Here is a 23,841-nt window from a genome sequence, read left to right on the forward strand (position 1 = left end):
CACATGGTCGCCAATTTCGCCTTGTTGGTTACCGCCGCAGCACTCATAGCTTGCGGCGTATTTCTACTGCTGGAACGCGCCATCACAAAGATGCTGCTCGGCCTATTGCTCATGGGCAATGGTGCCAATCTCTTGATGCTCACTGCGGGCGGTGGCGCAGGCGCACCCCCAATTCAAGGTCGAGATTCCACCCTCGCCGGGGACAACTCGGACCCCTTAGCGCAAGCGATGATCCTGACTGCGATAGTGATCACGATGGCTATGACTGCTTTCATCCTCGCGCTGGCCTACCGGCAGTACCAGTACCGTACTGCCGATATTTTGCAGGACGATACCGAAGATACGGTCGTCGCGAAGCGGCCTGCGACGGCTTCTGCCGCGCCGGACCATGACCTTTCGGATGACCCAGAGACTGGTCGTCCTACCCAGTCGGGCGACTCTTTCGGGCCGATCTCCTTCGAGCAGCCTGTGCAGGAGGACGACGATGCTTGATTCGCTGGTGCTCGCTATTCTTCCCGCGCTTCCTTATCTCATTGCGCTGCCTGTGATTGTGCCGGCTTTCGCCGCCGCCCTCGTGCTGGTACTCAGCAAATACCAGGATCTGCAGCGCTTTGTCGCTATGACCGCACTCTTCGCTCTGATCGTACTGTGTGTGGTTTTGGTGGTGCTGGTGGATTATTCCGGGGTCCACGTGTTGCAGCTCGGCGGCTGGGATGCACCGGTCGGCATCACCTTAGTCGCCGATCGCCTGGCCACCATCATGCTCGCGGTCTCCTCACTCGTGCTGTTTTCGGTGATGTGGTACGCCATCGGACAGGGGCTGCGCGATGGCACCGAGGATGAGCCGGTCGCCGTATTCATCCCCGCCTATTTGCTCCTCACCATGGGCGTGAACTTGGCTTTTCTGGCTGGCGACCTCTTCAATCTCTACGTGGGCTTTGAAGTCCTATTGGTCGCCTCCTATGTGCTCCTCACATTGGGAGCCTCTCCCAGCCGGGTGCGCGCGGGTGTGTCTTATGTGATGGTGTCCATGCTCAGCTCACTGGTGTTTCTGTTCGCGCTGGCGATGGTCTACGCGGCAGTCGGCACAATGAACATGGCGCAGATTTCCATCCGGATGACGGAGATTCCATCCGGGACACGGACAGCCATCTTCGCGGTCCTGCTCATCGCATTCGGCATCAAGGCGGCCGTGTTTCCGCTGTACTCGTGGTTGCCGGACTCCTATCCAACTGCTCCTGCGCTGGTGACAGCCGTGTTCGCTGGGCTGCTCACCAAGGTCGGCGTCTACTCCATCATCCGCGCACGTACCGTGCTGTTTGTCGACGGCCGGTTGGACAACCTCCTCATGTGGGCCGGGCTGTTCACAATGATCGTAGGTATCCTCGGCGCGATGGCGCAGAATGATATCAAGCGCCTGCTGTCATTCACACTGGTCAGCCACATCGGCTACATGATCATGGGCATTTCCTTTGCCTCCACGCAGGGTCTTTCCGGCGCTATCTTCTACGCTGTGCACCACATTCTGGTGCAAACCGCGCTCTTCCTGGTGGTTGGTCTCATCGAACGCCAGGCAGGATCCTCCTCGCTCCGTAGCCTCGGGTCGCTCGCGTACACCTCACCACTATTGGCCGTGCTGTTCTTGATCCCTGCGCTCAACCTTGGAGGCATCCCGCCGCTCTCGGGTTTCCTGGGCAAGATCATCCTCATCGAGGCGGCCGCAGATCGTGGTGGCTTCATGGCTTGGTTGCTGGTGGCGGGCGCCGTCATCACCTCCTTGCTCACGCTTTACACCATGGTGTTGGTGTGGTCGAAGGCCTTTTGGCGAGATCGCAAGGATGCCCCGGATGGCCAGCTGGCCACTGCCCGCCCGACACCGCTTTCCGACGTCCAAGACGTTGTCCACTTTGATGACCGGGTCGATGTCGGACGGATGCCACTCGGGATGGTTATGCCAACAGCCTTGCTCGTTGCCGGTTCCTTGGCTGTGACCGTGCTTGCGGGACCGTTGTCGGCTGTTACTTATCGCGCCGCGGAGACCGCTATGGATGTCAGCATCTATAGAGAGGCTGTCTTGGGTTCGTCTTACACGGCGCCCGGCCGAAGTCCACACCTAGCGGAACCACCGGCCGACTCTACTGACGGGCTGAAGGAAAAGGGGGTATTGCGATGATCGCTGGATTTCGGCGCCGCTTCCGTTTCCTCACTGTTGGCTGGCTCACCTTGATGTGGTGTCTGCTCTATGGCGAATTCTCCTGGGCGAATCTCATCGGAGGCCTCATTGTTGGTTTGGTGGTGGTGATGGCGTTCCCGCTTCCCGCTTTACCCATTACCGGACTCCGTATTCGGTGGCTCTCCCTACTCGGTTTGGTGTTGTTCTTTTGGTCCGATCTGCTTGTCTCTTCGTTTCGAGTCAGTTGGCTCGCGCTGCGTTTTAGTGATCAACCGCCGTCGGCAATCGTGCGGGTGCCCATGCGTGTACAAGAGGACTTCGTGTTTTCCTTGGCGGTGTCGCTACTCAACCTCACGCCTGGCGGTTCAGTAATGGAATTGGACATCGCTAATCGCACGCTGACTATGCATATTCTGGATGCCAGCTCCACCCGTGAGCTAGACCGCAGCATCCAGAGCATTTCCGAGTTGGAGCGCCGATTGATTAGTACCTTTGAGAAAGGAGCATGATGGAATCCTGGTTGTATAACTCGTTTCTCACAGTCGCCGCAGTCGGGTTTGCGTTGGCGTTCCTCATCAACGGCTACCGGCTGCTTGCAGGGCCAAATTCCCTTGACAGGTTACTGAGTCTGGATGCCACCGTCGCGATGATCCAATGTGCCCTTGCACTGTATATTTGCTGGACGCTTGATACCACCGTGTCCAATGCCATGATGGTGGTAGCCTTACTCGGCTTCATCTCCTCAGTAGCGGTGACGCGTTTCCGAAAGAAGGATGCAAAATGAGCCTGGTTCTGGATATCGCATCCCTGGTATGTATCGCGGGCGGCACAATCCTCGTGTTGGCAACAGCCATCGGCATGGCCCGCTTTCGCGATACACTTTCCCGCCTCCACTCAGTGACCAAACCGCAAACTCTGGGACTGGTACTCACAGTGCTTGGCGCGCTACTGCGTCTACTTGGTTCTGGCGAGCTGACACCGGGCAATAAGGGCGATATGGGAGCACTCATCTTGGTGATCTTGTTCGCGCTGCTCACCGCACCGGTTGTCGGCCAACGCGTCGGGCGCATCGCGCGGCGCGAGCGCCTCTATGACCCGAACCAGCTCGCGCGAGATGACACCGCCTAGGGGCGCAGCTGCTCTAGTTCTTCGCAGTTCAAGTCCACAACCTGCTTCCAATCGCCAGTTTCTTCAAACTTGGCGCGCTGTCGCTGATAGGAAGCACCGGTGTGCTGGATCTTCGTGATCAATTCCAGTTCTTCAGAGCAACCAAGTTTGGCGGCGATCGGTCGCAGCACCTCCAGGATGAGGGCTAGGTCCTCTGTAATCAGGACTTCGTCGGTGTCCCTCGTGGTGATGATGATGGCGTCCATGCCGTAGCGGGCTGCGCGCCACTTGTTTTCTGTGTTGTGCCATTGTTGCAGGCTCGGCAAGCTTTCGCCGGCTTCCAGCAACTCGTCATAATAGACAATGAGGCAGTGGGTGAGCGCCGCAATGGCAGCGAGTTCACGCAGGTTTGAAGGGGAATCGGAGAAGCGAACCTCGATGGTGCCCCACTTCTCCGCTGGGCGAATATCCAGGTGCATGGAGCCGTCGTGATCAATCACGCCAGACTTCTTTTGGTCGGCCACAAAAGCTGACCATTCTTCCCAGTCTTGGAAGCCGTAGGGGATACCCGCGGTGGGGAGCTGCTGATAAAGCATCGTGCGGTTGGAAGCATAGCCGGTGTCTTTGCCACACCATCCAGGGGAGCTGGCAGAAAGGGCTAGTAGGTGCGGATATTTGGTCATCATCGCATTAATGATGGGCCACACCCTATCCGCCGAAGCGATGCCGACGTGAATGTGTACGCCCCAAATGAGCATTTGCTGTCCCCAGTATTGGGTGCGCTCGAGGATCTCGTTGTAGTGATCCTTGTCCGAGACTTTCTGGTCCTCTGACGTGGCGAAGGGGTGCGAGCCTGCCGACCACACCCGCGCGCCGTGTGCAGCCGCGGCGTGTTGCACCGCGCTGATCCCGGCTGAGAGCTGCGCTACTGCTTCGCCAACGGATTCACAGACGCCTGTAACTAGCTCGACCGTGTTGGATAGAAACTCCCGCTCCACCCGAACCTCAAGTTCAGATTCGGAGAGCTCTGCGATGATCTGGTCAGCAAGCGGCACAAGGTCGCGTGTTTCGGGATCGATCAGGGCGATTTCCCATTCCACACCAATCGTGTGGTTTTGCGTCTGCGCGAACTCAATGGACATGTCCACGATTTTAGCGGTTCAGGTCCTCGGTAATGACAAGAATGACACCCGCAGGCTTATCCTTTAGCGCATCGATACGAGGCTGTGCCGTAACTCCCAGCTTGTCCGCAATATTGCGGGCCGCCTGCTCTTCTGCAGCATTGCCGGGAGTGAAAAATGCCACTGACTTTGGCAGTACTTCATTCGGGAAATTGCCGCTTTCGATGTCGCTGTAGCCCTGCTTCTTCAGCTCATCCGCTACGCGATTGGCCAATCCCTGGACCGTGGAATTGTTCAGGGCCTGGATCTTAGGAGCCGGACCGGCTGCAGCGTTGGCAGCTGGCGCTGCTGCCGGGGTACTAGGCGTTGGTGAGGGGGTGGCGGCGGCCGTCGTGCTTGCTGCGCCTGATGCCGGCTGCTGCGCCGCTGCTGGCGGCTGCTTCTGCGCTGGGGCGGTCTGCTGGGTGTCGGATTTTTGTGAGACCACAGCTTCTTCGCTGCCAGTGTTAGTGAGCGAATACACGCCCCACGCTAGGAGAAGTACAGCAACAGCCAGGATAATCATGGCGATGCCACGTAACGGAAGACCAGATGCGGAATTCGTTTCTTTAGTCGACATATGTCACATCCTACCCATCTGTCACAGTCTTTCTTAGTTCGGCACGCTGAAAACGGAGCCGATCAAGCCGGTGCAGCAGCACTGGATACGCAGCCACCGCCGCCGGGACGTCGATAAGCGCATTCAAACGGTGGTAATAGCGCAGTGGCGTCATCCCCAATTCCGAACGAATCGCCTCCTCCTTCTTGCCAATATTCTGAGGCGCGCGGGATTCAAACTCCAGTATTTTTCGGTCACCATCTGCAAGCTCTTTAGTCATAACCACTAGGGTATATGCTCTAAAGGTATGACAGTTCGTCCTATCGTCATTCACGGCGACCCAGTCCTGCACCAGCCCACCGAACCCGTAACCGAAAGCCCCGCAGAGCTTGCCGAGCTGATTGCGGACATGTTTGAGACTATGGATCGCGCACACGGCGTGGGCCTGGCAGCAAACCAAATCGGGGTCAGCAAACGCCTCTTCGTCTACAACTGCCCCGACGTGGAAGGGCCGAACGGCGAGCTCAAGTCGGAGTCAGAAATCGAAGCCCAAGGCGGCGAATTCCGACGCGGTTGCGTTATCAACCCAGAACTGGAAACCTCCGAACTCCCCGAGTCCATGCCCAATGACGATGGCTCCGAAGACGAAGGCTGCCTTTCTGTTCCCGGCGAGTCCTACCCCACTGGCCGCGCTGATTGGGCCCGCGTCACTGGCACCGACGAACACGGCAACCCCATCACCCTAGAGGGATACGGATTCTTCGCACGCTGCCTACAACACGAGGTCGGCCACCTGAATGGCTTCGTCTACACCGACACCCTGATCGGCAGATGGAAACGTCTAGCCAAGAAAACGATCAAGGCCAACGGTTGGAACACCGCCGGGCAGACTTGGACCCCGGGCGTAGATGAGGACCCTTTTGGGTACGAAGACTAACCCAAAAATTGGCGATCGCATCATAGTGCGACGCCTCCTGCCCGATACCCCAGGACACCTCACCGATGTCATCGGGCATGTACTGTCCCTCGAGCCACTCACGGTACGCCCACAATCCGTCGGAGGATTTGTTTCCGACGCAGCAGCAGTGACCATCCCCGCCGAACTGATTCAGGCCATCAAAGTTCTCCCGCCCCGGCGCGTCCGCAACTCCGAGATTCGCGCTGTCGAGGCCGCCACTGCGAAGGCCTTCCCCGGGATTGAGCATGTATGGGAAAACGGCTGGCTCCTGCGCGCAGGCGATGGCATCACAGAGCGCAGCAATTCCGCTGCCCCATTGGGCAGTTCAGCTGGACTTTCTCCAGTACCCCTGGAGAAAATCATCGCCTTCTACGCGCGCCATGATCTGCCAGCGCGCATCCTAGTGCCGGACAGAATCGGCGAGTCCGCGCTCCGTCTTGCCCGCGCCGAAGGCTGGAGATTTGGGCCGGACATCGTGATAATGACGCGAACTTTATCGGAGCCCTTCGAACTCCCAGACTCCCTACACATGGAAATCACTGATCAGCCCGATGCCGAGTGGCTGGAGCTTTATCACTTTCGCGGCAAGCCCTTGCCCGCCCGTGCGCTGGAGCTGCTGCGCACCAGCATCGAAGGACAGATGAGTTTTGGCCGCATCTTCTCCCCGAGCGGCCAGACCATTGCTATTACCCGTGGCACGCTCACCGAAGCCCCTGATGGTCGCCAATTCCTGGGCTATTCTGCGGTCGAAGTTGCGCCCGCTTTTCGACGCCAAGGCCTAGGCACCGCCCTCGGAAAGTACATGATCAACTGGGGTATCTCCCACGGTGCTACTGATGCATACCTCCAGGTATTGGCATCAAACGAGGCGGGAATCGGCCTCTATGAAAAGCTAGGCTTCATGGAGCATCACCGCCACCGCTACGCTAGCCAGCCTTAGCCTAGCTAGGCGGAAGCTTCTTCACCACGCGCGTGCGCGCCACCCGGTCGTGCGGCGCAACCCCGAAGGCATCAGCCTTGGCCGCGCCTGCGTACCAAATGCCAACGCCCAACGCTACGAAGGGGCCGGCGATTGGAATCATCGGCAAGAGCAACCAGAGGTTTCGCTTCGCGGCTTGCCCGGCGTCGACAGGCGTATCGGCGGGACCAACCACCCGCAGCCCCAAGACCCGCTTGCCGATGGAACCGCCAGCCGCATCGAACATGGTCTGCCACAAGTAGAAAAAGACCGGCAGCAGAAAGGCACCCGCCAGCGTCCATGGCTGAGAGAAAGCAATCGCAAAACCAGCTAGGACAGTAAGGAACATAGCGCTAAACAGCGCAAGATCAATGGCAATTGCACTCACCCGGGAAACTACCCGCGCGTTATCTACCGAACGCGGCCCCACGTTTCTTCCCGGCAAAAAGGCGTTGTACACCTCTAGCTGCCCATACGACACCGGTGGCTGCATTGCTGCGCGGACCTCTTGCGCAATGCGATCTCGAACAGGTTTAGCCATACTTATCCAACGCCCAAGTGCGCTGAAAAGTTCCACCTATCCAGAAGAGGCAGCTAGGGTGTAACTATGCGCATCGCCACATGGAACGTTAACTCTGTGCGGACGCGAATCAACCGCGTCACCGATTTTTTAACCCGCCACGACATCGACGTTCTTGCCTTGCAGGAAACTAAAACAACAGATAAGAACTTTCCCTATGCAGCATTCCGCGAGCTCGGCTACGAGGTCGCCCACTTTGGACTCAACCAGTGGAACGGCGTGGCCATCGCATCCCGTGTCGGACTCAGCGACGTAACCACCCATTTCCCCGGCCAGCCTGGCTTCCATAAGGATCCCAACGAGCCACAAGACATCGAGGCCCGGGCTATCGGAGCGACTTGTGATGGCGTGCGAATCTGGAGCCTGTACGTGCCAAACGGTCGGGAGATTGCCGACCCCCACTACGATTACAAGCTTCGCTGGCTCGATGCCCTCGCTAACGCGGTAGCGGATGAGCTACGCACCACCCCGGAACGTCAGCTGGTGCTCCTCGGCGACTTCAACATCGCTCCGCGCGATGAGGATGTCTGGGACATCAGCTATTTCGACGGCAAAACCCACGTCACCGAACCGGAACGCGCCGCCTTCGAACAACTCCTTGAGTCCGGACTGAGCGAAGTTACGCGCAGCTTCACCGAAGGAAAATTCACCTACTGGGACTACGTGCAGATGCGCTTCCAGCGGGGACAGGGGATGCGGATTGACTTCCAGTTGGCGTCGAAAAGCATGCAACCCACCGCCGGGTTTATCGATAGCGAGGAGCGCGCCACCAAGGGGGCCTCGGATCACGCGCCCGTCGTGGTTGACTACAGCACCGCTCGAATCGACGACGTTCGCTAAATGTTCAGCTTCACCCTGTTTGACTTCGGCACTGCCACCTGGTGGCAAACCACGTTGATGATCCTGGACTACGGCATCAAGCTCCTTGCCATCGGTATTGTCCCGGAAGGCCGTAAACCAGCGGCTTCCAGTGCCTGGCTGCTGGCCATCTTGCTTATTCCGATCGTCGGGCTACCACTGTTCCTGCTCATGGGCAGCCCATATATTAACCGGCGGCGCCACCGGATCCAGCGCGAATCCGACGCCATGATTCGAGATGTTCAGGCACATATCCCCGATGTACCGCCGCAGACTCTGCTCAGCCCGGAGCTCGAGTCCATCATTCGACTCAACCGCCGGCTCACGCGTCTCCCCGCAGTCACCGGTATCAATCATGGGCTGTACTCGGACTACCACGAATGCCTCGCTGCCATGATCCGCGCAGTGGACAACGCTAAAAAGACTGTTCACGTGCAGATTTACATCATCGCATGGGATGACACCACCGACCCGTTCTTCCGTGCGTTGGAACGCGCCGCTGCCCGTGGCGTCCAGGTGCGCTTGCTCTTCGACCACGTTGGATCCTGGAAGTACCCGGGCTATTGGAAGCTGGGCCGTCGCCTCAACTCCATCGGCATCGAGTGGCATCTCACCTTGCCGCTGCAGCCATGGAAGTGGCGTTTCCGCCGCCCTGATCTGCGCAATCACCGCAAGATGCTGCTTATCGACGGCTACCGGGGCTTCATCGGCAGCCAGAATATGATCGACCCCAGCTATCTGCTGCATGGTAACCGGCGCCGCGGACTGCATTGGATGGACACTATGGTTGAGCTCACCGGCCCGGTTGTTTCCTCCATGGAAATGGTTTTCGCCGTCGATTGGTACTCCGAGAGCAACGAGGCCCTGGCCCTGCCCGAAACCGGTTCCGGACCGCAACTGCCAGAAAGCTCCAAAACAGACATCAACGTCTTACAACTCGTCCCCTCCGGCCCCGGCTACACCACGGAGCCCAACCTACGTCTATTCAACTCGGTGGTACACCACGCCAAAGAACGACTGATCCTCTGTAGCCCCTACTTCATTCCCGATGAGACACTGCTGGAGGCTGTCACAACCGCATGCTACCGCGGCGTGAAGGTAGAACTCTACGTCAATGAACGTGGTGACCAATTCATCGTTAGCCATGCACAGTCCAGCTATTATGCTGCCCTGCTCGAGGCCGGGGTGACCATCTACCGTTACCCAGCCCCGGCGATCCTCCACTCCAAGTACCTGATCGCCGACCCCGGATCCGAAGACGCCGTGGGAGTCCTTGGCTCTTCCAACATGGACATGCGTAGCTTTGGCTTGAACTACGAGGTATCACTGCTGGTCGCACACGGAAACATCCTCGATGACCTCGAACAGCTCACGGAAACCTACCGAGCAGCTTCCACCATTCTCACCCGCGAAGAATGGAGCAAACGCCCGATCCTGAAACGCTATGTAGACAATGTGATGCGACTGACTTCCGCCCTGCAGTAATTACCTTTTGTCTGCGAATGAGCATCAGGTAACCTGAGAATGAACAAAAGGTGACGAACGTAAATGGAGGTTGCGGTGGCGACACAGCTTCCTGCAGTCGTTCAAAAACTCCACCTGCCGGGCACGGTGCACTACATCAATCCACGGCTCATCCCCCATGAAGAAGACGAGCTTCTCATTTCCGGATTCGGACGCATGGTGCGCTGGTTCGGGGTGGCCTGTTGCATCTTCGCTCTGATCATTGCCATCAATTTGGTGACTGATGGCGTACAGGCACTCGGCATATCGGTGATGTCCGACCTAGTTGCCCGTGCTACCAATCCGCTACTAGCGGTACTCATCGGGGTGTTGTCCACCTTCATCGTGCAATCCTCCACCATCGTCACCACGGTGACAGTCGCGGCCGTCGGCTCCGGTTTAGTGCCCTTGGATCTAGCGGTCATGCTCATCATGGGCGCGAACCTGGGCACCTGCTTCACCGCGCAACTCGTCTCCTTCGGATTGTTCCGCAGGAAACAAAACTTCACCCCGGCTATTGCGGCAGCAATGACCCACTGGTGGTTTAACTTCTTCTCAATATTCGCCTTCTTCTTCATCGAGTTGCTTTTCCATCCACTAACACGCGTGTCGGCCTGGTTGACTGATGCCCTGTTAGGATCCCCTGACGCCCCGATACCCACCACCGGCTTAGTGGCTCAAGTAGTACGCCCCATCGTTCGCGCCATTGGTGTGGAAGGCCTCATCGGCCGCCTAGCAACTCCGGCGTTGGCGGCGACTGCGTGCATTCTGCTCGGCATCTTGGCTATTACTCTGGCGGTCCAACTGACCACCATCTTGTTTTCAGACATCATGGCTGCCAGCTCAAGAATCATGTTGGAAAACTCCGCGCGCCGAGAACACAACGTGATCAGTATCAAGAACTTTTTGGTTGGCCTCGGCCTCACCTTAATGACGCACTCTTCTTCTGCGACAGTGTGTTCGGTGGTGCCCATCGCAGGTACCCGCAGTATCTCGTTACGCTCCGCCTTTTCCATCATCTTGGGCGCAAACCTGGGCACCACGCTCACCGCAGTGCTATCCGTATTCGCCTTGAGCGGAGATTTCAGCGCCGTGGCAATGCAGGCCGCCCTGATCCACGTACTTTTCAACGCCACTGGGGTAGCCACCGTCTTTTTGGTTCGCCCCGTGGGTAGCGCGATCATTTCCCTCTCGGAATTCAGCGCCGCACAGAGTGCTAAGGCCCCCGCCCTCGCACTCTTGGCTATCATTGCCAGCTACACGCTCGTGCCGGCCTTATTCATTGCAGCAGACGCCCTGCGCTAACCGAGTTCGGCGCCCGCAGGCGTCGCTAAGCATCGCGCCGCAGCAACAGCACAATGCCAGCGATATAAATGACCAGCGCCCAGGCTGCGAAGTAGGCCAGGGAACCGTAGCAGGCCATAGAACCAAGACGATCCCACGGCACCTCGGGAATGCTCTCACCGTAGTAGAACGCACTGAGGTTCTTGAACGGTCCATAAGGGGCGACTTTTTGGCCCCACTTTGGCAGCAGTGGTAAGACCATAGGCTCCAATGCCATGAACCAGCCCAGGATGATGACAATCACTGCAGTTGCCGAGCGCAGCAGCCACGCCATCCCCTGCGCCAACAGGATGAACATCATCGCATAGATCGGCGTTTTCCACAGGTAAGGCAGCATTTTCTCATGAGTGAGAGTGAGCTCAGGCCCCAGCTCCGCCCCCACGATCAGTCGGACGATTGGCACACCAATAGCGAAAGCGAGTAGAGAAAACACGATTGCGACGATCGCCATCGCGACGTACTTAGCCAGCGCCACAATCAGCCGATTCGGGACCGCCTGAAACGTCACAGAAATATACTTTTGGGCATATTCATTCGTCACCATGATGACGGACATGATCGCCAAGACGAGCCCGCCGCCCATGTTCATACTTTGGGCCACAGTTTTGGCATCCATCAGCATCGGACCACCCTGCTCGTTAGAGAAGGCGCTAAATAGGAAGGCAGACAATGCGCCGAAGCCCACCGTCATCAGCACATAAAATACCGTGTTGCCCCAGAAGGATCGAACGCTCAGCAGCTTGGTGAACTCTGCACGTAGGGTATTGAAAAACATGGGCTACTCCCCCGCCTTATCGGTACGGTACTGGACGGAATCGCCCGTCATGGTGATGAAAGCATCCTCCAACGAAGCCTTACGCTCCGAGAGTTGCTGCAACAGGATGCCGGTGGAATACGCCAGGGCGCCAATATAGTCGGTCGTTTGATCGTCGATAACCAACACTGGGCGACCTTCCTCATCGGTCTCCTTGGCATAGACGATCTGTTCTTCGCCCAACACCGCCTCGAACTCCTGCATATTTTCACTACGCACCAACACGTGTGTTTTGGAGGAATTCTTCACAAAGTCATAGGTAGTGGTTTCTGCGATCAACCTGCCCTGACCGATCACCACCAGGTCATCCGCGGTGAGAGCCATCTCCGACAGCATATGAGAACTCACCAATACGCTGCGTCCCTCCGCCGCAAGGGACTTAAGGAAGCTGCGCACCCAGCGAATACCCTCTGGATCAAGACCATTGACCGGCTCGTCTAAGATCAGCACCCCCGGATCGCCGATCAGCGCGGTAGCAAGACCCAAGCGCTGCCCCATACCGAGCGAAAAGCCACCAGCTGACTTACCCGCCACTTCAGAAAGACCAACCAGTCCCAGCACTTCGTCGACACGGGAGGATGGAATGCCATTTGACTGCGCAATCCACTTGAGATGCTTCGCGGCGCTGCGGTTAGGATGCACCGCCTTGGCGTCAAGCAGCGTACCAACCTCACGCAGGGGATTCTTCAAATCCTTATAATGCTTACCGTCGATCAGTGCGATGCCCTCAGTGGGCCGATCCAGGCCCACGATCATGCGCATGGTAGTTGATTTTCCCGCACCATTCGGACCGAGAAAACCGGTAACAACACCGGGCTTCACCGTGAATGTGAGGTCATCAACAGCTCGCACCTTTCCGTAGTGCTTGCTCAAGTTGGTTACTTCAATCATGTCCACCAGTGTTACACAATTTGCATCCCGAGCAGCACGCTGTGCATCAATTGTGATCTTAGGGTGCTGGTACTGCTGCCAAGATCTCCGGTAACGCCAGTTGAAATGCAGGTAGCAAGTTTAACTCTTGCAGTGCGCCCAGTGGCACCCAGCGCAGCTCCAAGGATTCCTCATTGGACACCACCGGCAGCTCGGTCGGGGTCATGGCCACCACTGTGGCATAGGTCCAGCCATGAGAAAGCTCAGGGCGTTGCGGATCTTCTGCAAAAGGGCCGTCAGTAGTGAGCTCCTTGATCACCGCGATAGACGCAGTGGAGATACCGGTTTCCTCGACGGCCTCGCGCATCGCGGCCTCGGCAGCAGTTTCATGAGAGTCACGGGCACCACCCGGTATCCCCCAGGTACCGCCATCTGCCGTCCAATGTGCTCGATGCTGCATCAGCACCGTACGCGTAGTCGTGGAAACTAGAAATAGACCTGCCGCACCGAATTTCCCCCAGCGGCGCGAACCTCCGGGCCCCGCAGACCAGCCATCACCATCGCCTTTCATACTCACCCAGCATAGCCACTAATCCGTGCAGAAAGGCGCAGAAAGGCATTGAAACGAAACGGCATCAGCAAGCGATATTACTTTGGACACCTGTTTCGAACCCTGCGACGAACAGAAAGAACTATCCTGCAACTATGACTGATGTGCAGCAGCGCCGCGAGCCGGTGACCGTCGTGCTTCGCGAGGCCTCCGAGCGATCGACGTCAGCAAGCACGTCTACATCGCGAGAGCAGCCTCAACCAGCGTCGCACGCTCCTCAGTCTCGGCTTTCCGCCACGGGCTCCGAGGACCGTTGGCTGGATGTCCACGGCGCTGCCGAGTACTCCCGTACGATTTCCACTCGTCTCAAAGACTCCATCAGTCTGCCAGCGCTGTGGTCCCGGCGGATTCGGACGTTTGCCAACACCACCATCGGCATGATGACTCTGATTACGTTAGTTTTAACTGTCGCGTTGCTTGCCGCTGGCATTTCAATGTCGCGTTCGACGGAAAGCCGCCAATCAGAACTAGGAACGCTGGTCAACAACTCTGAACCACGATCCGCGACGGCTCAAGACCTCTTCACTTCATTGTCGCTGGCGGACACCATCGCAACTACTGGATTCGTGCAGGCTGGCGTGGAGCTGCCTTCCACCCGCGATCGCTACCAACGCGCGATTCAGCGCTCCGCTGCCGCAGCCACCCAAACCGCAGCCGGACTTGAACAGGGCCCCACGCGAGAACTCGAGTTGATCACTCAGATTCAGACGCAGTTGCCCTCCTACACGGCTTTGGTGGAAACAGCACGGACAAACAACCGTCTCGGCAATCCGGTTGGCGTTGCGTACATGTCCGAAGCCTCGTCTTTGATGCGTTCCTCCATACTTCCGGCAGCCAGTGAGCTGCTGGACATCTCCAATAGCAAGGTAAATCACCAACAACGCGAGCTGGCCCAACCACAGTGGATCCCGATCTCGGGCCTGGTAGCCGCTCTTGTGCTGCTCACTATTTCCCAGCGTTGGCTGGCTAACCACACCCGCCGCCGCTTGAACAAAGGGTTCCTCACCGCGACCGCATTCATGCTGACGGCACTGTTGTGGGTAGCCGCCGCCAACGGCATGACCTGGTATTCCGGCGCCAAGGGTTACAACGAGGCTGCCGCACCGCTCGGCGCGCTCACCAACGCGCGTGTCCTAGCGCAACAGGCACGCACCGCCGAAACCATGGCGCTCGTCCGACGCGAGACCTCTGCCGAATCCATCGAAGACTTCGGCATGGTCATGGGCAGCGTCCGCAACGCGATGCAGGAATACCAGCAATCCGATTTGGCCAGCCGAGAGGCCAACTCGAAGGACGCAGAGGACATCATCAATGCTCTGAATGACTGGGAGGCAACACACCAAAAGCTGCGAAGAGCGTTAGATAATGGCGCCTACAACGATGCCATTGGCATCGCATTTCATAGCCACGAATCTAACGGGCCGAACTCCGATGGCACCACTGCCGCATCATTCGACGCTGTCGACTCGGGTTTGGCGCGATTGATGAATGATGCGCGCCTGAGTTTGCGCAGTTACCTGGACAGCGGACTCATGGCCACCCGATGGGTGTCTACATTGGTATTGGTGTTGTCCATTGCATCCGTTGCAGCAATCTGGTTGGGTATTCGCCCGCGACTGCAGGAGTACCTCTAATGACGTCGAAACGCATGCTGCTGCCGTTGTTGGCAAGTCTCACCTTGGCCTCCTGCTCTGCGGCACCGGAAGCCACCGGACCGGCCCCGCAACCAACATTCAATCCCGTACTGCCCGCAGGTTCACAGTTTGAGGGAGCAGGCGCGGTGCCCGCCGAGCAACCAATGTTTGACAACCTACTGGGCAGTTTGAAACCGGACGATAAGAAGCCGGAAGAGCGCGTCCCTGGGATCGTGGGTCGCGGACGACTGATCGTAGGCGTGGATCAGTCGCAAAACCTGCTGAGCTTCCGGGATCCTGTCACGGGCGAACTACGTGGCTTCGAAGTAGAACTGGCGCGAGAAATAGCCAAAGACATCTTTGGCAACCCTGACAACATTGACTTCCGTTATGTGGATCAAAGTGAGAGCGTCAAAGCGCTGGAATCCGGCCAAGTGGATCTCATTTTGCGCTCGATCTCGATCACCCGAGCAGCACAGGAGCAGGTGTTTTTCTCTGTTCCTTATCTCTCGACCGGCACCCGCATGCTGGTGCTGGAGTCTTCCGGCATTGGCTCGATACAGGACCTGGGTGGACGCACCGCATGTGCGCTGAAGGATTCCACCGCTATCCAGCTGATTCGGCAGAATAATCCAGCCGCGAACATCATGTCGACCAGCGCCTGGGCGGACTGCCTGGTACTCCTGCAACAAGGTAATGTCGATGCCATCGTGGGCCACGACACCACCTTGGCCGGCATGGCGGCGCAGGATCCCTATCTGCGAATTGTCGGTACGTCCTTGAGCCTGGAAAACTACGGCGTTGCTATGGCCAAACCGAACACCCGGCAGAATACTGAGGGCCTGATCCGCCAAGTCAACTCGACTATCGAGCGAATCGTGGGTGATGGCACATGGTGGGAGATGTACAACCGTTGGCTCGCCGTCTATCAATTCATTAAGGGCCCGCCGCCCCTGATCTACCGCGATGAGAAAGACAGCCATGAGTGACCATGAGATGCCCCCCGAGACTCGTACTGAAGCGGTGGCGTACGATCCCTTCGCTGAGGACGACGCCGAGCTTGACATGCAGGTGCTTATCGACGACCTCGGCCAGCTTCGCGACGCCACGCAACACACCTCTGCACAGTCAGCACCGCAAACTTCCGCAGTCCCTTTCGATCCCTTTGCAGATGATGAAGACGAGGACGTAGAGCTCAATACCGCTGCAGTATTGTCCGTCGCGGGGATGTCTGTGCCGCCACCGGCAGAAGATGTGAATTCCCGTAGCCGACGCCAAGCGCTATCCACGTTCCGCGAGCGCCGTGGCACCACCCGTGCTGGTCGTGTCGTAGCCGATGGCATGGTGCAGTTGCCGTTCGTGAAGATCAAGAATCCAACTGAGGCGATCATTGAACCGGATCCGCGCGTCAAACCTCCGACGCTCAAGCCCGGCGATATCGTGGCTAGCCAGTACGAGGTTCTCGGCGTAATCGCGCACGGTGGCATGGGCTGGATCTACATTGCCAATGACCGCAATGTCTCTGGTCGTTGGGTGGTCCTCAAGGGCATGATCCCCGGCGGCAACCCACGTGACCACGGCACAGCGGAGGCGGAACGAGAGTTCCTGGCGGACATCACGCACCCCGAGATCGTCAAGATTTACAACTTCATCGATGACCCCCGCGTGCCTGGCGGTTTCATCGTCATGGAGTACGTTGGTGGCCCATCGCTGCTCGATCGTCGGCGCGAGCTGCCCGGTAATGTCCTCCCCGTCGATATCGCTATCGCCTACATCCTTGAGGTCCTGCCCGCGCTGGAATACCTTCACTCCCGCGGCGTGGTGTACAACGACCTCAAACCTGACAACATCATCGTCACTGAGGATCAGGTGAAGCTTATCGATCTGGGCGCGGTGTCTGGAATCGGTGCCTTCGGCTACATCTACGGTACAAAGGGCTACCAGGCTCCCGAGGTATCCACTTCGGGGCCGTCTGTGGCCTCCGACATTTATACTGTGGGCCGCACGCTAGCTGCCTTGGTGTGCCGCCTCCCGGTGGTGGACGGCTACTTTGCCGAGGATCTGCCAACTCCGTTCGAGGAACCACTGTTCCGCCGTCACCTCTCGCTGTATCGCCTGCTGCTCCGCGCCACGCATGAAGACCCCACTATGCGGTTTCGTGACATCCACGAGCTGCGCACCCAGCTCTATGGTGTGCTCCGCGAAATCCTCGCCGTCCGCGATGGCAAACAGTTTCCCGCCCAGCACTCGCTGTTCTCGCCACAGCGCACCACCTTCGGCACCAAGCATTTGGTGTTCCGTACCGACCAACTGATCGATGGCATTGAACGCACTGTCCGCATCACCTCCCCAGAAGTGGTCGCGGCGCTCCCCACCCCGCTCATCGATCGCACCGATATTGGTGCCCCCATGCTCTCGGGTTCCTCATACGCCGAGCCTTTGGAAGCTTTGGAGACCTTGCGGCAAGCAATGACTTCACCCGAGTACGCAGAATCTGCCGAGATTCCCCTCGGCATCGTCCGCGCGCTGCTAGACCTCGGCTTCGTCTCTGAAGCACGTAACTGGCTGCAGACGCTAGCCCCGAGCATGCGTCGCGACTGGCGCTTCCAGTGGCATTCCGGCGTGACTGCCCTGCTTCTCGACGACTTTGCTGTCGCCCAAACCCACTTCAACCAGGTTCTTTCTATCCTCCCAGGTGAAGCCGCGCCAAAGCTGGCCTTGGCAGCGGTGGATGAGCTTTTGCTCCAGCAGGCTGGCCTCGAGTCGACGGCGCTACTCACCCCGGAGGTGGCTCGATCCACCGCAGAACTTGGCTCTTCTATGGCTGATTTGGACTTGACCTTCCTCAGCAACCTGGAAAACACTTGGTCCCACATCACCTCCGATCCGATGTCGCTGCGTTTCCATTCGCTGCGGCTCTATCGGCTCGTCTGGGCTACCAACCCCACCACCGTCTCTTCTGCTTTCGGCATGGCCCGCCAGCTCATGGCGGAAAAACAGCCTGAGCTCGCGATCACGGCCCTGGACCGAGTGCCCCAGAACTCTCGCCACCACCGCATGGCGCGACTGACCACAATTTTGCTGCTCATCTCAATAGAGCTATCCGAGTCCCGCATCCGCCGCGCCGCCCGCAGGCTCGAGGAGATCCCGACCAATGAGCCACGCCTGCTCCAGATCCGGGTCGCGGTCCTCAATGCAGGTTTATCGTGGCTGCGCACGAATAACTTGACGGAGGCCGCGAGCCACAACGACCTCTTTGATTACCCGTTCACCCAAACGGGCCTGCGCACTGGACTAGAGGAAACCCTTCGTTTGCTGGCGCGTTCTGCCCCCTTTGCGCGACACCGCTACACTCTCGTCGATATGGCAAACGCGGTGCGACCGACAACCTGGTTCTAGCGCACTTCCGACACGCTATAAACCTAAGGACGGCCCAGGCGATTGTGCCTGGGCCGTCCTTAGGTTCTTGCCTGAAGGCCGTCGTAATCGTCGGCCTGTCTCAGATTAAGAGTTAGTTTGCGCCTGCCAGCGCTACCGCGTACTGAGCAATCGCAAGCTCTTCGTTCGTCGGTACGACGCACACCTTGACCTTGGATTCTGGCTTAGAGATGATGCGTGGTTCGGAGGAACGGACCTTGTTGAGCTCTGGGTCAATTTCGATGCCGTACATCTCCAAGTCTGCGAGAGCATCTGCGCGCACGAAGTTGTCGTTTTCGCCAACACCAGCGGTGAAGGTGATGGCGTCGACACGCCCGAGGGCGATCATGTAGGAGCCGATGTACTTCCGCAGGTTGTGGATGTAGACGTTGTAAGCAAGCCAGGCGTCAGGATCTTCATCGTCGATCATCTGGCGCAGTTCACGGAAATCGTTCACACCGGAAATGCCCTTAACACCGGACTTCTTATTCAGCAGCTCATCGACCTCATCCACGGACATTCCGTTACGCAGGAGGTGGAATACGATGCCGGGGTCGATGTCGCCAGAGCGGGTACCCATCACGATGCCGGCGAGCGGCGTCATACCCATCGAGGTATCAACTGCGCGACCGTTGTGTACTGCGGAAATCGACGCACCGTTACCGAGGTGGCAAACGATCTGATGGGTGTGCTCTGGATCGCGACCGATCAGAGCTGGCACCTGCTGAGAGACGTACTCGTGACTGGTCCCGTGGAAGCCATAGCGACGAATACCCTGCTTGCCAGCAACGTCTGCGTTGATGGCGTAGAGCGCTGCAGCTGGTGGCAATGAGTGGAAGAAGCCAGTGTCAAACACCGCGATGTGCGGAATGTTTGGCAGCAGTTTGCGAGCAACCTCGATACCAACAATGTTGGCGGGGTTGTGTAGCGGCGCGAGCGGAACGAGATCACGAACCATGCCGAGGATCTCATCAGTGATGACTGCAGGCTGCGAGAACAGCAATCCGCCGTGTACAACACGGTGGCCAACTGCGGAAATCTCCACGTTAGCTGGACCGATTCCGTGCTGGTCAAGGAGCTCAAAAACTCGGTTTAGGCCAACGCCATGATCAGGAATCGGAAGTTCCTCAACCCACTTTTCCCCGCCATGCTTGACGGTGATGCGGCCTACGGGCTCGCCGACCTGTTCCACCAAGCCAGATGCGAAGGGCTCAGCAGTAGCGTCTGCAGATGGGTCCAGGATCTGGAACTTCAGGGAAGAGGAACCTGAGTTGAGAACGAGAGCGAGGGTCAACTTATTTTCCTCCAGCCTGAATGGCGGTGATAGCAACGGTATTGATGATGTCCGCGACGGTCGCCCCGCGGGAAAGGTCGTTCACAGGCTTGTTCAGTCCCTGCAGAATCGGGCCCACTGCAAGTGCGTGCCCGGTGCGCTGCGCAGTCTTGTAGCCAATGTTGCCGGCCTCAAGGTCTGGGAAGATGAACACATTTGCCTTGCCAGCGACAGCGGAATCCGGCATCTTCTTAGCGGCGACGGATGGGTCGACAGCGGAGTCGAACTGCAGCGGACCGTCGACAGTGAGTTCTGGATCCAACTCATGAGCCTTTGCGACGGCCGCAGTGGCGCGGTCTACGTCAGGGCCAGAGCCGGAGGTACCGGTGGAGTAGGACAGCATGGCCACGCGTGGCTCAATGCCGAACTGCGCCGCGGTGCGCGCGGAAACAACGGCGATTTCGCCGAGCTGATCCGCAGTTGGGTTCGGGTTCACGGCACAGTCGCCGAAAGCCCACAGGCGTCCGCGCATGACCATAAGGAAGATGGAAGAGACCACAGAGGCCTCTGGCACAGTCTTGATGATCTGGAAGGAAGGCTTGATCGTGTGTGCAGTGGTGTGGTTAGCACCGGAGACCATGCCGTCAGCAAGGCCCTTTTGCACCATCATCGTGGCGAAGTAGGAAATGTCCCGCATCGTTTCGCGAGCTTGTTCTTCCGTGACGCCCTTGTGCTTGCGCAGCTCGTGGAAGTCAGCGGCGAATTCCTCGGCTAGTGGCGTGGTGAGGTGATCGACCAACGAAGCCTTGGACAGGTCCAAGCCGAGTTCGGCGGCGCGGCTGTTGATGGCAGCTGGATCGCCGAGGATGGTCAGGCGCACGGTGTCATCGACCAGCAGGGCGTGAGCTGCTTGGAGGATGCGGTCATCGTCGCCCTCTGGGAGCACGACATGAGAGTTGGCGTTCTTGGCGCGTTCCAGCAGCCACGCCTCGAATACCTCGGCGCTCATGACTGGTTCTACATCTTGGTCAATTGCCGGTAGTTCTTGGCCTTCGCTGAAGACACCAAGAACGGTGGCGCCAAGGTCCTCGGCGTGTGTCACGGAGAGGTCGGCGCGCGGGGTGCGCTCGTCGGCGAGGATGATCATTCCGACTCCCAATGCGGCGGCAGCCTTAGCATCGTAGTCAATGGAGCCGGTACCGAGAAGAAGGACGGGTCCTTCAGTCAAGGGGCGGGACGCCAGCACTTCGGAAAGCTCGGCGACGCCGTCGATAAGCGGGCGAACCTTCAGGTTGTAGGCGTGAGCGAGGGCATCGATATCGAAGCCGTCAAGCGTCCTACCGACGGACGTTAGGAGGACCGATTTAGTCACGTGAGTCCTTTCTGCAAACTTTGTTAAATGGCACATTTAGGTAATAGGTGTGATTCTCAACGCGATTCTACTTCAGGTGTTGCGTTTCGACACATTCGCGCCTTTTATTGATGGAATTTTCGCGCGGGAGATTGGGTCCCCGCAGCTGCTGCCGTAGACTAAATGCACTAACTGAACTCTATTTTTAAGGACGCTATCCACCTATGTCTCGACCGCTTCGCGTTGCTGTAATCGGCGCCGGCCCTGCCGGCATCTACGCTTCCGACATCTTGATGAAGTCGGGCCAAGAGGTATTGATCGATCTGTATGAGCGCATGCCGGCACCTTTCGGCTTGATCCGCTACGGTGTCGCACCCGATCATCCTCGCATCAAGGGCATCGTGAATTCCCTCCACCGCGTTCTCGACCGTGATGAACTTCGCCTGCTGGGCAACATTGAAATCGGCAAAGACATCACCGTTGAAGAACTCCGCGAGTTCTATGACGCGATCGTCTTCTCCACTGGCGCTACGCTCGACCGTGACCTCCAAATCCCGGGCATCGACCTCGAGGGCTCCTACGGCGCTGCTGACTTCGTCGGTTTCTACGACGGCAACCCCAACTTCAAACGCACCTGGGACCTCTCGGCTACATCCACCGCCGTGATTGGCGTAGGCAATGTTGGTTTGGATGTCGCACGCATCCTGGCAAAGACTGCCGATGAACTCCACGTCACGGAGATCCCCGACAACGTCTATGAGACCTTGAAGTCCAACCAGGCCACGGAAGTGCACGTCTTCGGACGCCGCGGCCCAGCGCAGGCCAAGTTCACCCCGCTGGAACTGAAGGAACTGGATCACTCCCCGAACATCGAGGTAATCGTCGACCCAGAAGACATTGACTACGATGCCGCCTCAGAGCAGGCCCGTCGCGATTCGAAGTCCGTAGACCTGGTGTGCCAGACGCTTGAAGGTTATGCGATGCGCGAACCAAAGGGCGCGCCGCACAAGCTGTACATTCACTTCTTCGAGTCCCCAGTGGAGATCATCGGCGCGGACGGCAAGGTCACCGGACTCAAGACTGAGCGCATGCAGCTCGACGGCAACGGCGGGGTCACCGGAACCGGTACCTTCACCGAGTGGCCGGTCCAATCCGTGTACCGCGCCGTGGGCTACAAGTCCGACGAGATGCCGGAAGTGCCTTTCGACGCCAGCCGCAACGTCATCCGTAACGACGGTGGCCATGTCATTACCCACGCCGGGGAGATCGTTCCTGGCCTGTACGCCACCGGCTGGATCAAACGTGGCCCAGTTGGTCTCATCGGCAACACCAAATCCGATGCCAAGGAAACCACCGACATGCTCCTGGCTGACTACGCTGCCGGCACTCTGACCGCACCTTCCTCGCCATCTCTGGACGCAGTCACGGAGTTCCTGGATAAGCGCGGAGTCGCGTACACCACCTGGGACGGTTGGTACCAACTAGATGCCGCCGAGAAGGCACTAGGCGAATCCGAAGGACGCGAGCGCAAAAAGATCGTCGAATGGGACGAAATGTTAAAGCACGCGCGCGGGAATCAATAGCCCCGTCGATCTGCTATTTTGCCGGCGATAACCACATTTTCAGCTTCGGCCCTGTGGTTTTCGCCGGCTTTTTGTAATTTTCGTGGCGAGGCACGGTTTTTCACAATTAGACTCGCGCGCATGGATTACCACATGCAAGTTTCGCAGCTCAAAGACCTCAGCGCGCTTGAGGTTCATGAAATCTATAAGCTGCGCGTGGGCATTTTTGTACACGAGCAAAACACGGCTTACAAAGAGGTCGATGAAATTGATGTCCTGCCCTCCACTAAGCACATCCTGGTGTGGTCATCTCAGAATAAAGAGGAGCTCCTCGGCAACATTCGGGTGTATGAAGATGCTGTAGAAGGCCAAGATGTCATGCGCTTAGGACGTGTCTGCGTCGCAGAATCAGAACGCGGTACGGGTCTGGCTAAGAATCTGATGGAGTACACCATTAACTACGCCGACGAAACCTTCCCAGAAAAGAACTTGGTCCTCGACGCACGTACTCCCCTGGTGCGCTGGTACGAAAAGTTCGGCTTCCGCAAGATCGCCGAGGAATACCCCTTCGCAGACATCACTCTGACCCCAATGATGAAGTTGCACTAGTGTGCTGACGTCCCCCCTCGCTGAATTAACTCCCTATCAGTGCTTTCAGCTTTTTAAGCTGCGCGTTGACATTTTCGTCGTAGAGCAACAATGCGCCTACGAAGAAATTGATGAGGTCGACGCACTGGCTTCAACTCGGCATGTCCTAGCTTTCGACGGCCCATCGCTGGCCGGCGCTGCACGTGTTTTTCCTGACGCGGAAGGACACACCTGGCACATCGGTCGGCTTTGCGTAGCACCGCCCTACCGGGGCTCAGGATTGGCCACACAGATTATGCAGACATGTCTCGCGCTGTGTGAGGGGCCGGCCGTGCTCACCGCACAGTCCCCACTCGTGGATTATTATGCGGCTTTCGGATTCCAGCCCTCTGGTCCCGAATTCGATTGGGATGGGATTCCTCATACTCCGATGCGGCTTCGCGAAGGTAGCGAGCGCGTCTAGCTGCGGAAACTACCGCCGTCGCTCAGGTGAGACAAAAAGTTCCCGGGATAAATCTCACG

At 58.0% G+C, this 23,841-nt stretch carries 25 protein-coding genes; 16 read left to right on the forward strand and 9 right to left on the reverse strand.

Going from position 1 to position 23,841, the window contains the following annotated elements; genetic code table 11:
* The first annotated feature begins 3 nt into the window (after positions 1–3).
* From WG915_RS03570 to WG915_RS03590, 5 genes are read left to right on the forward strand one after another with little or no spacing between them, the layout of a single operon-like run.
* Complete coding sequence (locus WG915_RS03570) at positions 4–492, forward strand: Na(+)/H(+) antiporter subunit C (protein WP_339564003.1); 489 nt, start codon at positions 4–6, stop codon at positions 490–492.
* Complete coding sequence (locus WG915_RS03575) at positions 485–2,173, forward strand: Na+/H+ antiporter subunit D (protein WP_339564004.1); 1,689 nt, start codon at positions 485–487, stop codon at positions 2,171–2,173. Before WG915_RS03570 ends, WG915_RS03575 begins: the two co-directional genes overlap by 8 nt.
* Positions 2,170–2,682: a Na+/H+ antiporter subunit E gene (locus tag WG915_RS03580; protein WP_339564005.1), complete on the forward strand. Its 513-nt coding sequence runs from the start codon at positions 2,170–2,172 to the stop codon at positions 2,680–2,682. Before WG915_RS03575 ends, WG915_RS03580 begins: the two co-directional genes overlap by 4 nt.
* Positions 2,682–2,957, forward strand: coding sequence for a monovalent cation/H+ antiporter complex subunit F (locus tag WG915_RS03585; protein ID WP_339564211.1), 276 nt, complete (start codon positions 2,682–2,684; stop codon positions 2,955–2,957). Before WG915_RS03580 ends, WG915_RS03585 begins: the two co-directional genes overlap by 1 nt.
* Positions 2,954–3,301 (forward strand): monovalent cation/H(+) antiporter subunit G, encoded by a 348-nt coding sequence (locus WG915_RS03590; protein WP_339564006.1) that lies wholly within the window; start codon positions 2,954–2,956, stop codon positions 3,299–3,301. Before WG915_RS03585 ends, WG915_RS03590 begins: the two co-directional genes overlap by 4 nt.
* On the opposite strand, the gene WG915_RS03595 is transcribed toward WG915_RS03590, so the two are convergent.
* Genes WG915_RS03595 through WG915_RS03605 form a run of 3 tightly spaced genes read right to left on the reverse strand, consistent with a single transcriptional unit; the run spans position 3,298 to position 5,279 of the window.
* A complete protein-coding gene (locus WG915_RS03595; protein WP_339564007.1) occupies positions 3,298–4,422 on the reverse strand; it encodes a glutamate--cysteine ligase in 1,125 nt (374 codons plus the stop codon). The genes WG915_RS03590 and WG915_RS03595 overlap by 4 nt on opposite strands.
* 10 nt (positions 4,423–4,432) lie before the next feature.
* The gene (locus tag WG915_RS03600) at positions 4,433–5,020 is read right to left on the reverse strand and encodes a LytR C-terminal domain-containing protein (RefSeq protein ID WP_339564008.1); all 588 of its coding nucleotides are present in this window, start codon (positions 5,018–5,020) and stop codon (positions 4,433–4,435) included.
* Positions 5,021–5,030: 10 nt separating this feature from the next.
* Positions 5,031–5,279 carry a DUF3263 domain-containing protein gene (locus WG915_RS03605; RefSeq protein WP_339564009.1) on the reverse strand — a complete coding sequence of 83 codons (249 nt, stop codon included), beginning with the start codon at positions 5,277–5,279 and terminating at the stop codon, positions 5,031–5,033.
* A 27-nt stretch (positions 5,280–5,306) separates the two neighbouring features.
* Here WG915_RS03605 and WG915_RS03610 point away from each other — a divergent pair, with 27 nt between their 5' ends.
* Both WG915_RS03610 and WG915_RS03615 read left to right on the forward strand, forming a co-directional pair.
* Entirely contained in the window at positions 5,307–5,936 is a 630-nt protein-coding gene (locus tag WG915_RS03610) for a peptide deformylase (RefSeq protein ID WP_339564010.1), read from the forward strand.
* A complete protein-coding gene (locus WG915_RS03615; protein WP_339564011.1) occupies positions 5,920–6,897 on the forward strand; it encodes an N-acetylglutamate synthase, CG3035 family in 978 nt (325 codons plus the stop codon). The genes WG915_RS03610 and WG915_RS03615 overlap by 17 nt, the downstream gene beginning before the upstream one ends.
* Position 6,898: 1 nt before the next feature.
* Here WG915_RS03615 and WG915_RS03620 read toward each other — a convergent pair whose 3' ends face one another.
* Positions 6,899–7,456 carry an RDD family protein gene (locus WG915_RS03620; RefSeq protein WP_339564012.1) on the reverse strand — a complete coding sequence of 186 codons (558 nt, stop codon included), beginning with the start codon at positions 7,454–7,456 and terminating at the stop codon, positions 6,899–6,901.
* Positions 7,457–7,522: 66 nt separating this feature from the next.
* Here WG915_RS03620 and WG915_RS03625 point away from each other — a divergent pair, with 66 nt between their 5' ends.
* The 3 genes from WG915_RS03625 (at position 7,523) to WG915_RS03635 (ending at position 11,161) form a co-directional block, all read left to right on the forward strand.
* Positions 7,523–8,335, forward strand: a complete 813-nt coding sequence (locus tag WG915_RS03625; protein ID WP_339564013.1) for an exodeoxyribonuclease III — start codon at positions 7,523–7,525, stop codon at positions 8,333–8,335.
* Positions 8,336–9,838 carry a cardiolipin synthase gene (cls, locus tag WG915_RS03630; RefSeq protein ID WP_339564014.1) on the forward strand — a complete coding sequence of 501 codons (1,503 nt, stop codon included), beginning with the start codon at positions 8,336–8,338 and terminating at the stop codon, positions 9,836–9,838. It begins immediately after the preceding gene.
* Positions 9,839–9,901: 63 nt separating this feature from the next.
* Positions 9,902–11,161, forward strand: a complete 1,260-nt coding sequence (locus WG915_RS03635; protein ID WP_339564015.1) for a Na/Pi symporter — start codon at positions 9,902–9,904, stop codon at positions 11,159–11,161.
* A 25-nt stretch (positions 11,162–11,186) separates the two neighbouring features.
* On the opposite strand, the gene WG915_RS03640 is transcribed toward WG915_RS03635, so the two are convergent.
* Genes WG915_RS03640 through WG915_RS03650 form a run of 3 tightly spaced genes read right to left on the reverse strand, consistent with a single transcriptional unit; the run spans position 11,187 to position 13,455 of the window.
* Positions 11,187–11,975: a hypothetical protein gene (locus WG915_RS03640; protein WP_339564016.1), complete on the reverse strand. Its 789-nt coding sequence runs from the start codon at positions 11,973–11,975 to the stop codon at positions 11,187–11,189.
* Positions 11,976–11,978: 3 nt separating this feature from the next.
* Positions 11,979–12,905 (reverse strand): ABC transporter ATP-binding protein, encoded by a 927-nt coding sequence (locus WG915_RS03645; RefSeq protein ID WP_339564017.1) that lies wholly within the window; start codon positions 12,903–12,905, stop codon positions 11,979–11,981.
* 58 nt (positions 12,906–12,963) lie between these two features.
* The gene (locus tag WG915_RS03650) at positions 12,964–13,455 is read right to left on the reverse strand and encodes an NUDIX hydrolase (RefSeq protein WP_339564018.1); all 492 of its coding nucleotides are present in this window, start codon (positions 13,453–13,455) and stop codon (positions 12,964–12,966) included.
* A gap of 134 nt (positions 13,456–13,589) precedes the next feature.
* Here WG915_RS03650 and WG915_RS03655 point away from each other — a divergent pair, with 134 nt between their 5' ends.
* Genes WG915_RS03655 through WG915_RS03665 form a run of 3 tightly spaced genes read left to right on the forward strand, consistent with a single transcriptional unit; the run spans position 13,590 to position 18,527 of the window.
* Positions 13,590–15,128 (forward strand): hypothetical protein, encoded by a 1,539-nt coding sequence (locus WG915_RS03655; protein ID WP_339564019.1) that lies wholly within the window; start codon positions 13,590–13,592, stop codon positions 15,126–15,128.
* Positions 15,128–16,117, forward strand: a complete 990-nt coding sequence (locus WG915_RS03660; protein WP_339564020.1) for a glutamate ABC transporter substrate-binding protein — start codon at positions 15,128–15,130, stop codon at positions 16,115–16,117. Before WG915_RS03655 ends, WG915_RS03660 begins: the two co-directional genes overlap by 1 nt.
* Complete coding sequence (locus tag WG915_RS03665) at positions 16,110–18,527, forward strand: serine/threonine protein kinase (RefSeq protein ID WP_339564021.1); 2,418 nt, start codon at positions 16,110–16,112, stop codon at positions 18,525–18,527. Before WG915_RS03660 ends, WG915_RS03665 begins: the two co-directional genes overlap by 8 nt.
* 112 nt (positions 18,528–18,639) lie before the next feature.
* Here the strand turns inward: WG915_RS03665 and WG915_RS03670 are convergent, their stop codons facing one another.
* Both WG915_RS03670 and pta read right to left on the reverse strand, forming a co-directional pair.
* On the reverse strand, positions 18,640–19,839 hold the full coding sequence (locus WG915_RS03670) for an acetate kinase (protein ID WP_339564022.1): 1,200 nt from the start codon (positions 19,837–19,839) through the stop codon (positions 18,640–18,642).
* A gap of 1 nt (position 19,840) precedes the next feature.
* A complete protein-coding gene (pta, locus tag WG915_RS03675) occupies positions 19,841–21,190 on the reverse strand; it encodes a phosphate acetyltransferase (RefSeq protein ID WP_445227777.1) in 1,350 nt (449 codons plus the stop codon).
* A 203-nt stretch (positions 21,191–21,393) separates the two neighbouring features.
* Here pta and WG915_RS03680 point away from each other — a divergent pair, with 203 nt between their 5' ends.
* The 3 genes from WG915_RS03680 (at position 21,394) to WG915_RS03690 (ending at position 23,782) form a co-directional block, all read left to right on the forward strand.
* Positions 21,394–22,752: an FAD-dependent oxidoreductase gene (locus WG915_RS03680; protein ID WP_339564024.1), complete on the forward strand. Its 1,359-nt coding sequence runs from the start codon at positions 21,394–21,396 to the stop codon at positions 22,750–22,752.
* A 120-nt stretch (positions 22,753–22,872) separates the two neighbouring features.
* The gene (locus WG915_RS03685) at positions 22,873–23,340 is read left to right on the forward strand and encodes a GNAT family N-acetyltransferase (RefSeq protein WP_339564025.1); all 468 of its coding nucleotides are present in this window, start codon (positions 22,873–22,875) and stop codon (positions 23,338–23,340) included.
* 1 nt (position 23,341) lies between these two features.
* Positions 23,342–23,782 (forward strand): GNAT family N-acetyltransferase, encoded by a 441-nt coding sequence (locus WG915_RS03690; RefSeq protein ID WP_339564026.1) that lies wholly within the window; start codon positions 23,342–23,344, stop codon positions 23,780–23,782.
* Positions 23,783–23,841: the final 59 nt, after the last annotated feature.

This window comes from Corynebacterium sp. H128, assembly GCF_037482625.1.
Taxonomy (GTDB): Bacteria; Actinomycetota; Actinomycetes; order Mycobacteriales; family Mycobacteriaceae; genus Corynebacterium.

Coding starts and splice junctions, on each gene's coding strand:
- WG915_RS03570 (WP_339564003.1), top strand. CDS start 4: ATGGTCGCCAATTTCGCCTTGTTGGTTACCGCCGCAGCACTCATAGCT.
- WG915_RS03575 (WP_339564004.1), top strand. CDS start 485: ATGCTTGATTCGCTGGTGCTCGCTATTCTTCCCGCGCTTCCTTATCTC.
- WG915_RS03580 (WP_339564005.1), top strand. CDS start 2,170: ATGATCGCTGGATTTCGGCGCCGCTTCCGTTTCCTCACTGTTGGCTGG.
- WG915_RS03585 (WP_339564211.1), top strand. CDS start 2,682: ATGGAATCCTGGTTGTATAACTCGTTTCTCACAGTCGCCGCAGTCGGG.
- WG915_RS03590 (WP_339564006.1), top strand. CDS start 2,954: ATGAGCCTGGTTCTGGATATCGCATCCCTGGTATGTATCGCGGGCGGC.
- WG915_RS03595 (WP_339564007.1), bottom strand. CDS start 4,422: ATGTCCATTGAGTTCGCGCAGACGCAAAACCACACGATTGGTGTGGAA.
- WG915_RS03600 (WP_339564008.1), bottom strand. CDS start 5,020: ATGTCGACTAAAGAAACGAATTCCGCATCTGGTCTTCCGTTACGTGGC.
- WG915_RS03605 (WP_339564009.1), bottom strand. CDS start 5,279: ATGACTAAAGAGCTTGCAGATGGTGACCGAAAAATACTGGAGTTTGAA.
- WG915_RS03610 (WP_339564010.1), top strand. CDS start 5,307: ATGACAGTTCGTCCTATCGTCATTCACGGCGACCCAGTCCTGCACCAG.
- WG915_RS03620 (WP_339564012.1), bottom strand. CDS start 7,456: ATGGCTAAACCTGTTCGAGATCGCATTGCGCAAGAGGTCCGCGCAGCA.
- WG915_RS03625 (WP_339564013.1), top strand. CDS start 7,523: ATGCGCATCGCCACATGGAACGTTAACTCTGTGCGGACGCGAATCAAC.
- cls (WP_339564014.1), top strand. CDS start 8,336: ATGTTCAGCTTCACCCTGTTTGACTTCGGCACTGCCACCTGGTGGCAA.
- WG915_RS03635 (WP_339564015.1), top strand. CDS start 9,902: ATGGAGGTTGCGGTGGCGACACAGCTTCCTGCAGTCGTTCAAAAACTC.
- WG915_RS03640 (WP_339564016.1), bottom strand. CDS start 11,975: ATGTTTTTCAATACCCTACGTGCAGAGTTCACCAAGCTGCTGAGCGTT.
- WG915_RS03645 (WP_339564017.1), bottom strand. CDS start 12,905: ATGATTGAAGTAACCAACTTGAGCAAGCACTACGGAAAGGTGCGAGCT.
- WG915_RS03650 (WP_339564018.1), bottom strand. CDS start 13,455: ATGAAAGGCGATGGTGATGGCTGGTCTGCGGGGCCCGGAGGTTCGCGC.
- WG915_RS03655 (WP_339564019.1), top strand. CDS start 13,590: ATGACTGATGTGCAGCAGCGCCGCGAGCCGGTGACCGTCGTGCTTCGC.
- WG915_RS03660 (WP_339564020.1), top strand. CDS start 15,128: ATGACGTCGAAACGCATGCTGCTGCCGTTGTTGGCAAGTCTCACCTTG.
- WG915_RS03665 (WP_339564021.1), top strand. CDS start 16,110: ATGAGTGACCATGAGATGCCCCCCGAGACTCGTACTGAAGCGGTGGCG.
- WG915_RS03680 (WP_339564024.1), top strand. CDS start 21,394: ATGTCTCGACCGCTTCGCGTTGCTGTAATCGGCGCCGGCCCTGCCGGC.
- WG915_RS03685 (WP_339564025.1), top strand. CDS start 22,873: ATGGATTACCACATGCAAGTTTCGCAGCTCAAAGACCTCAGCGCGCTT.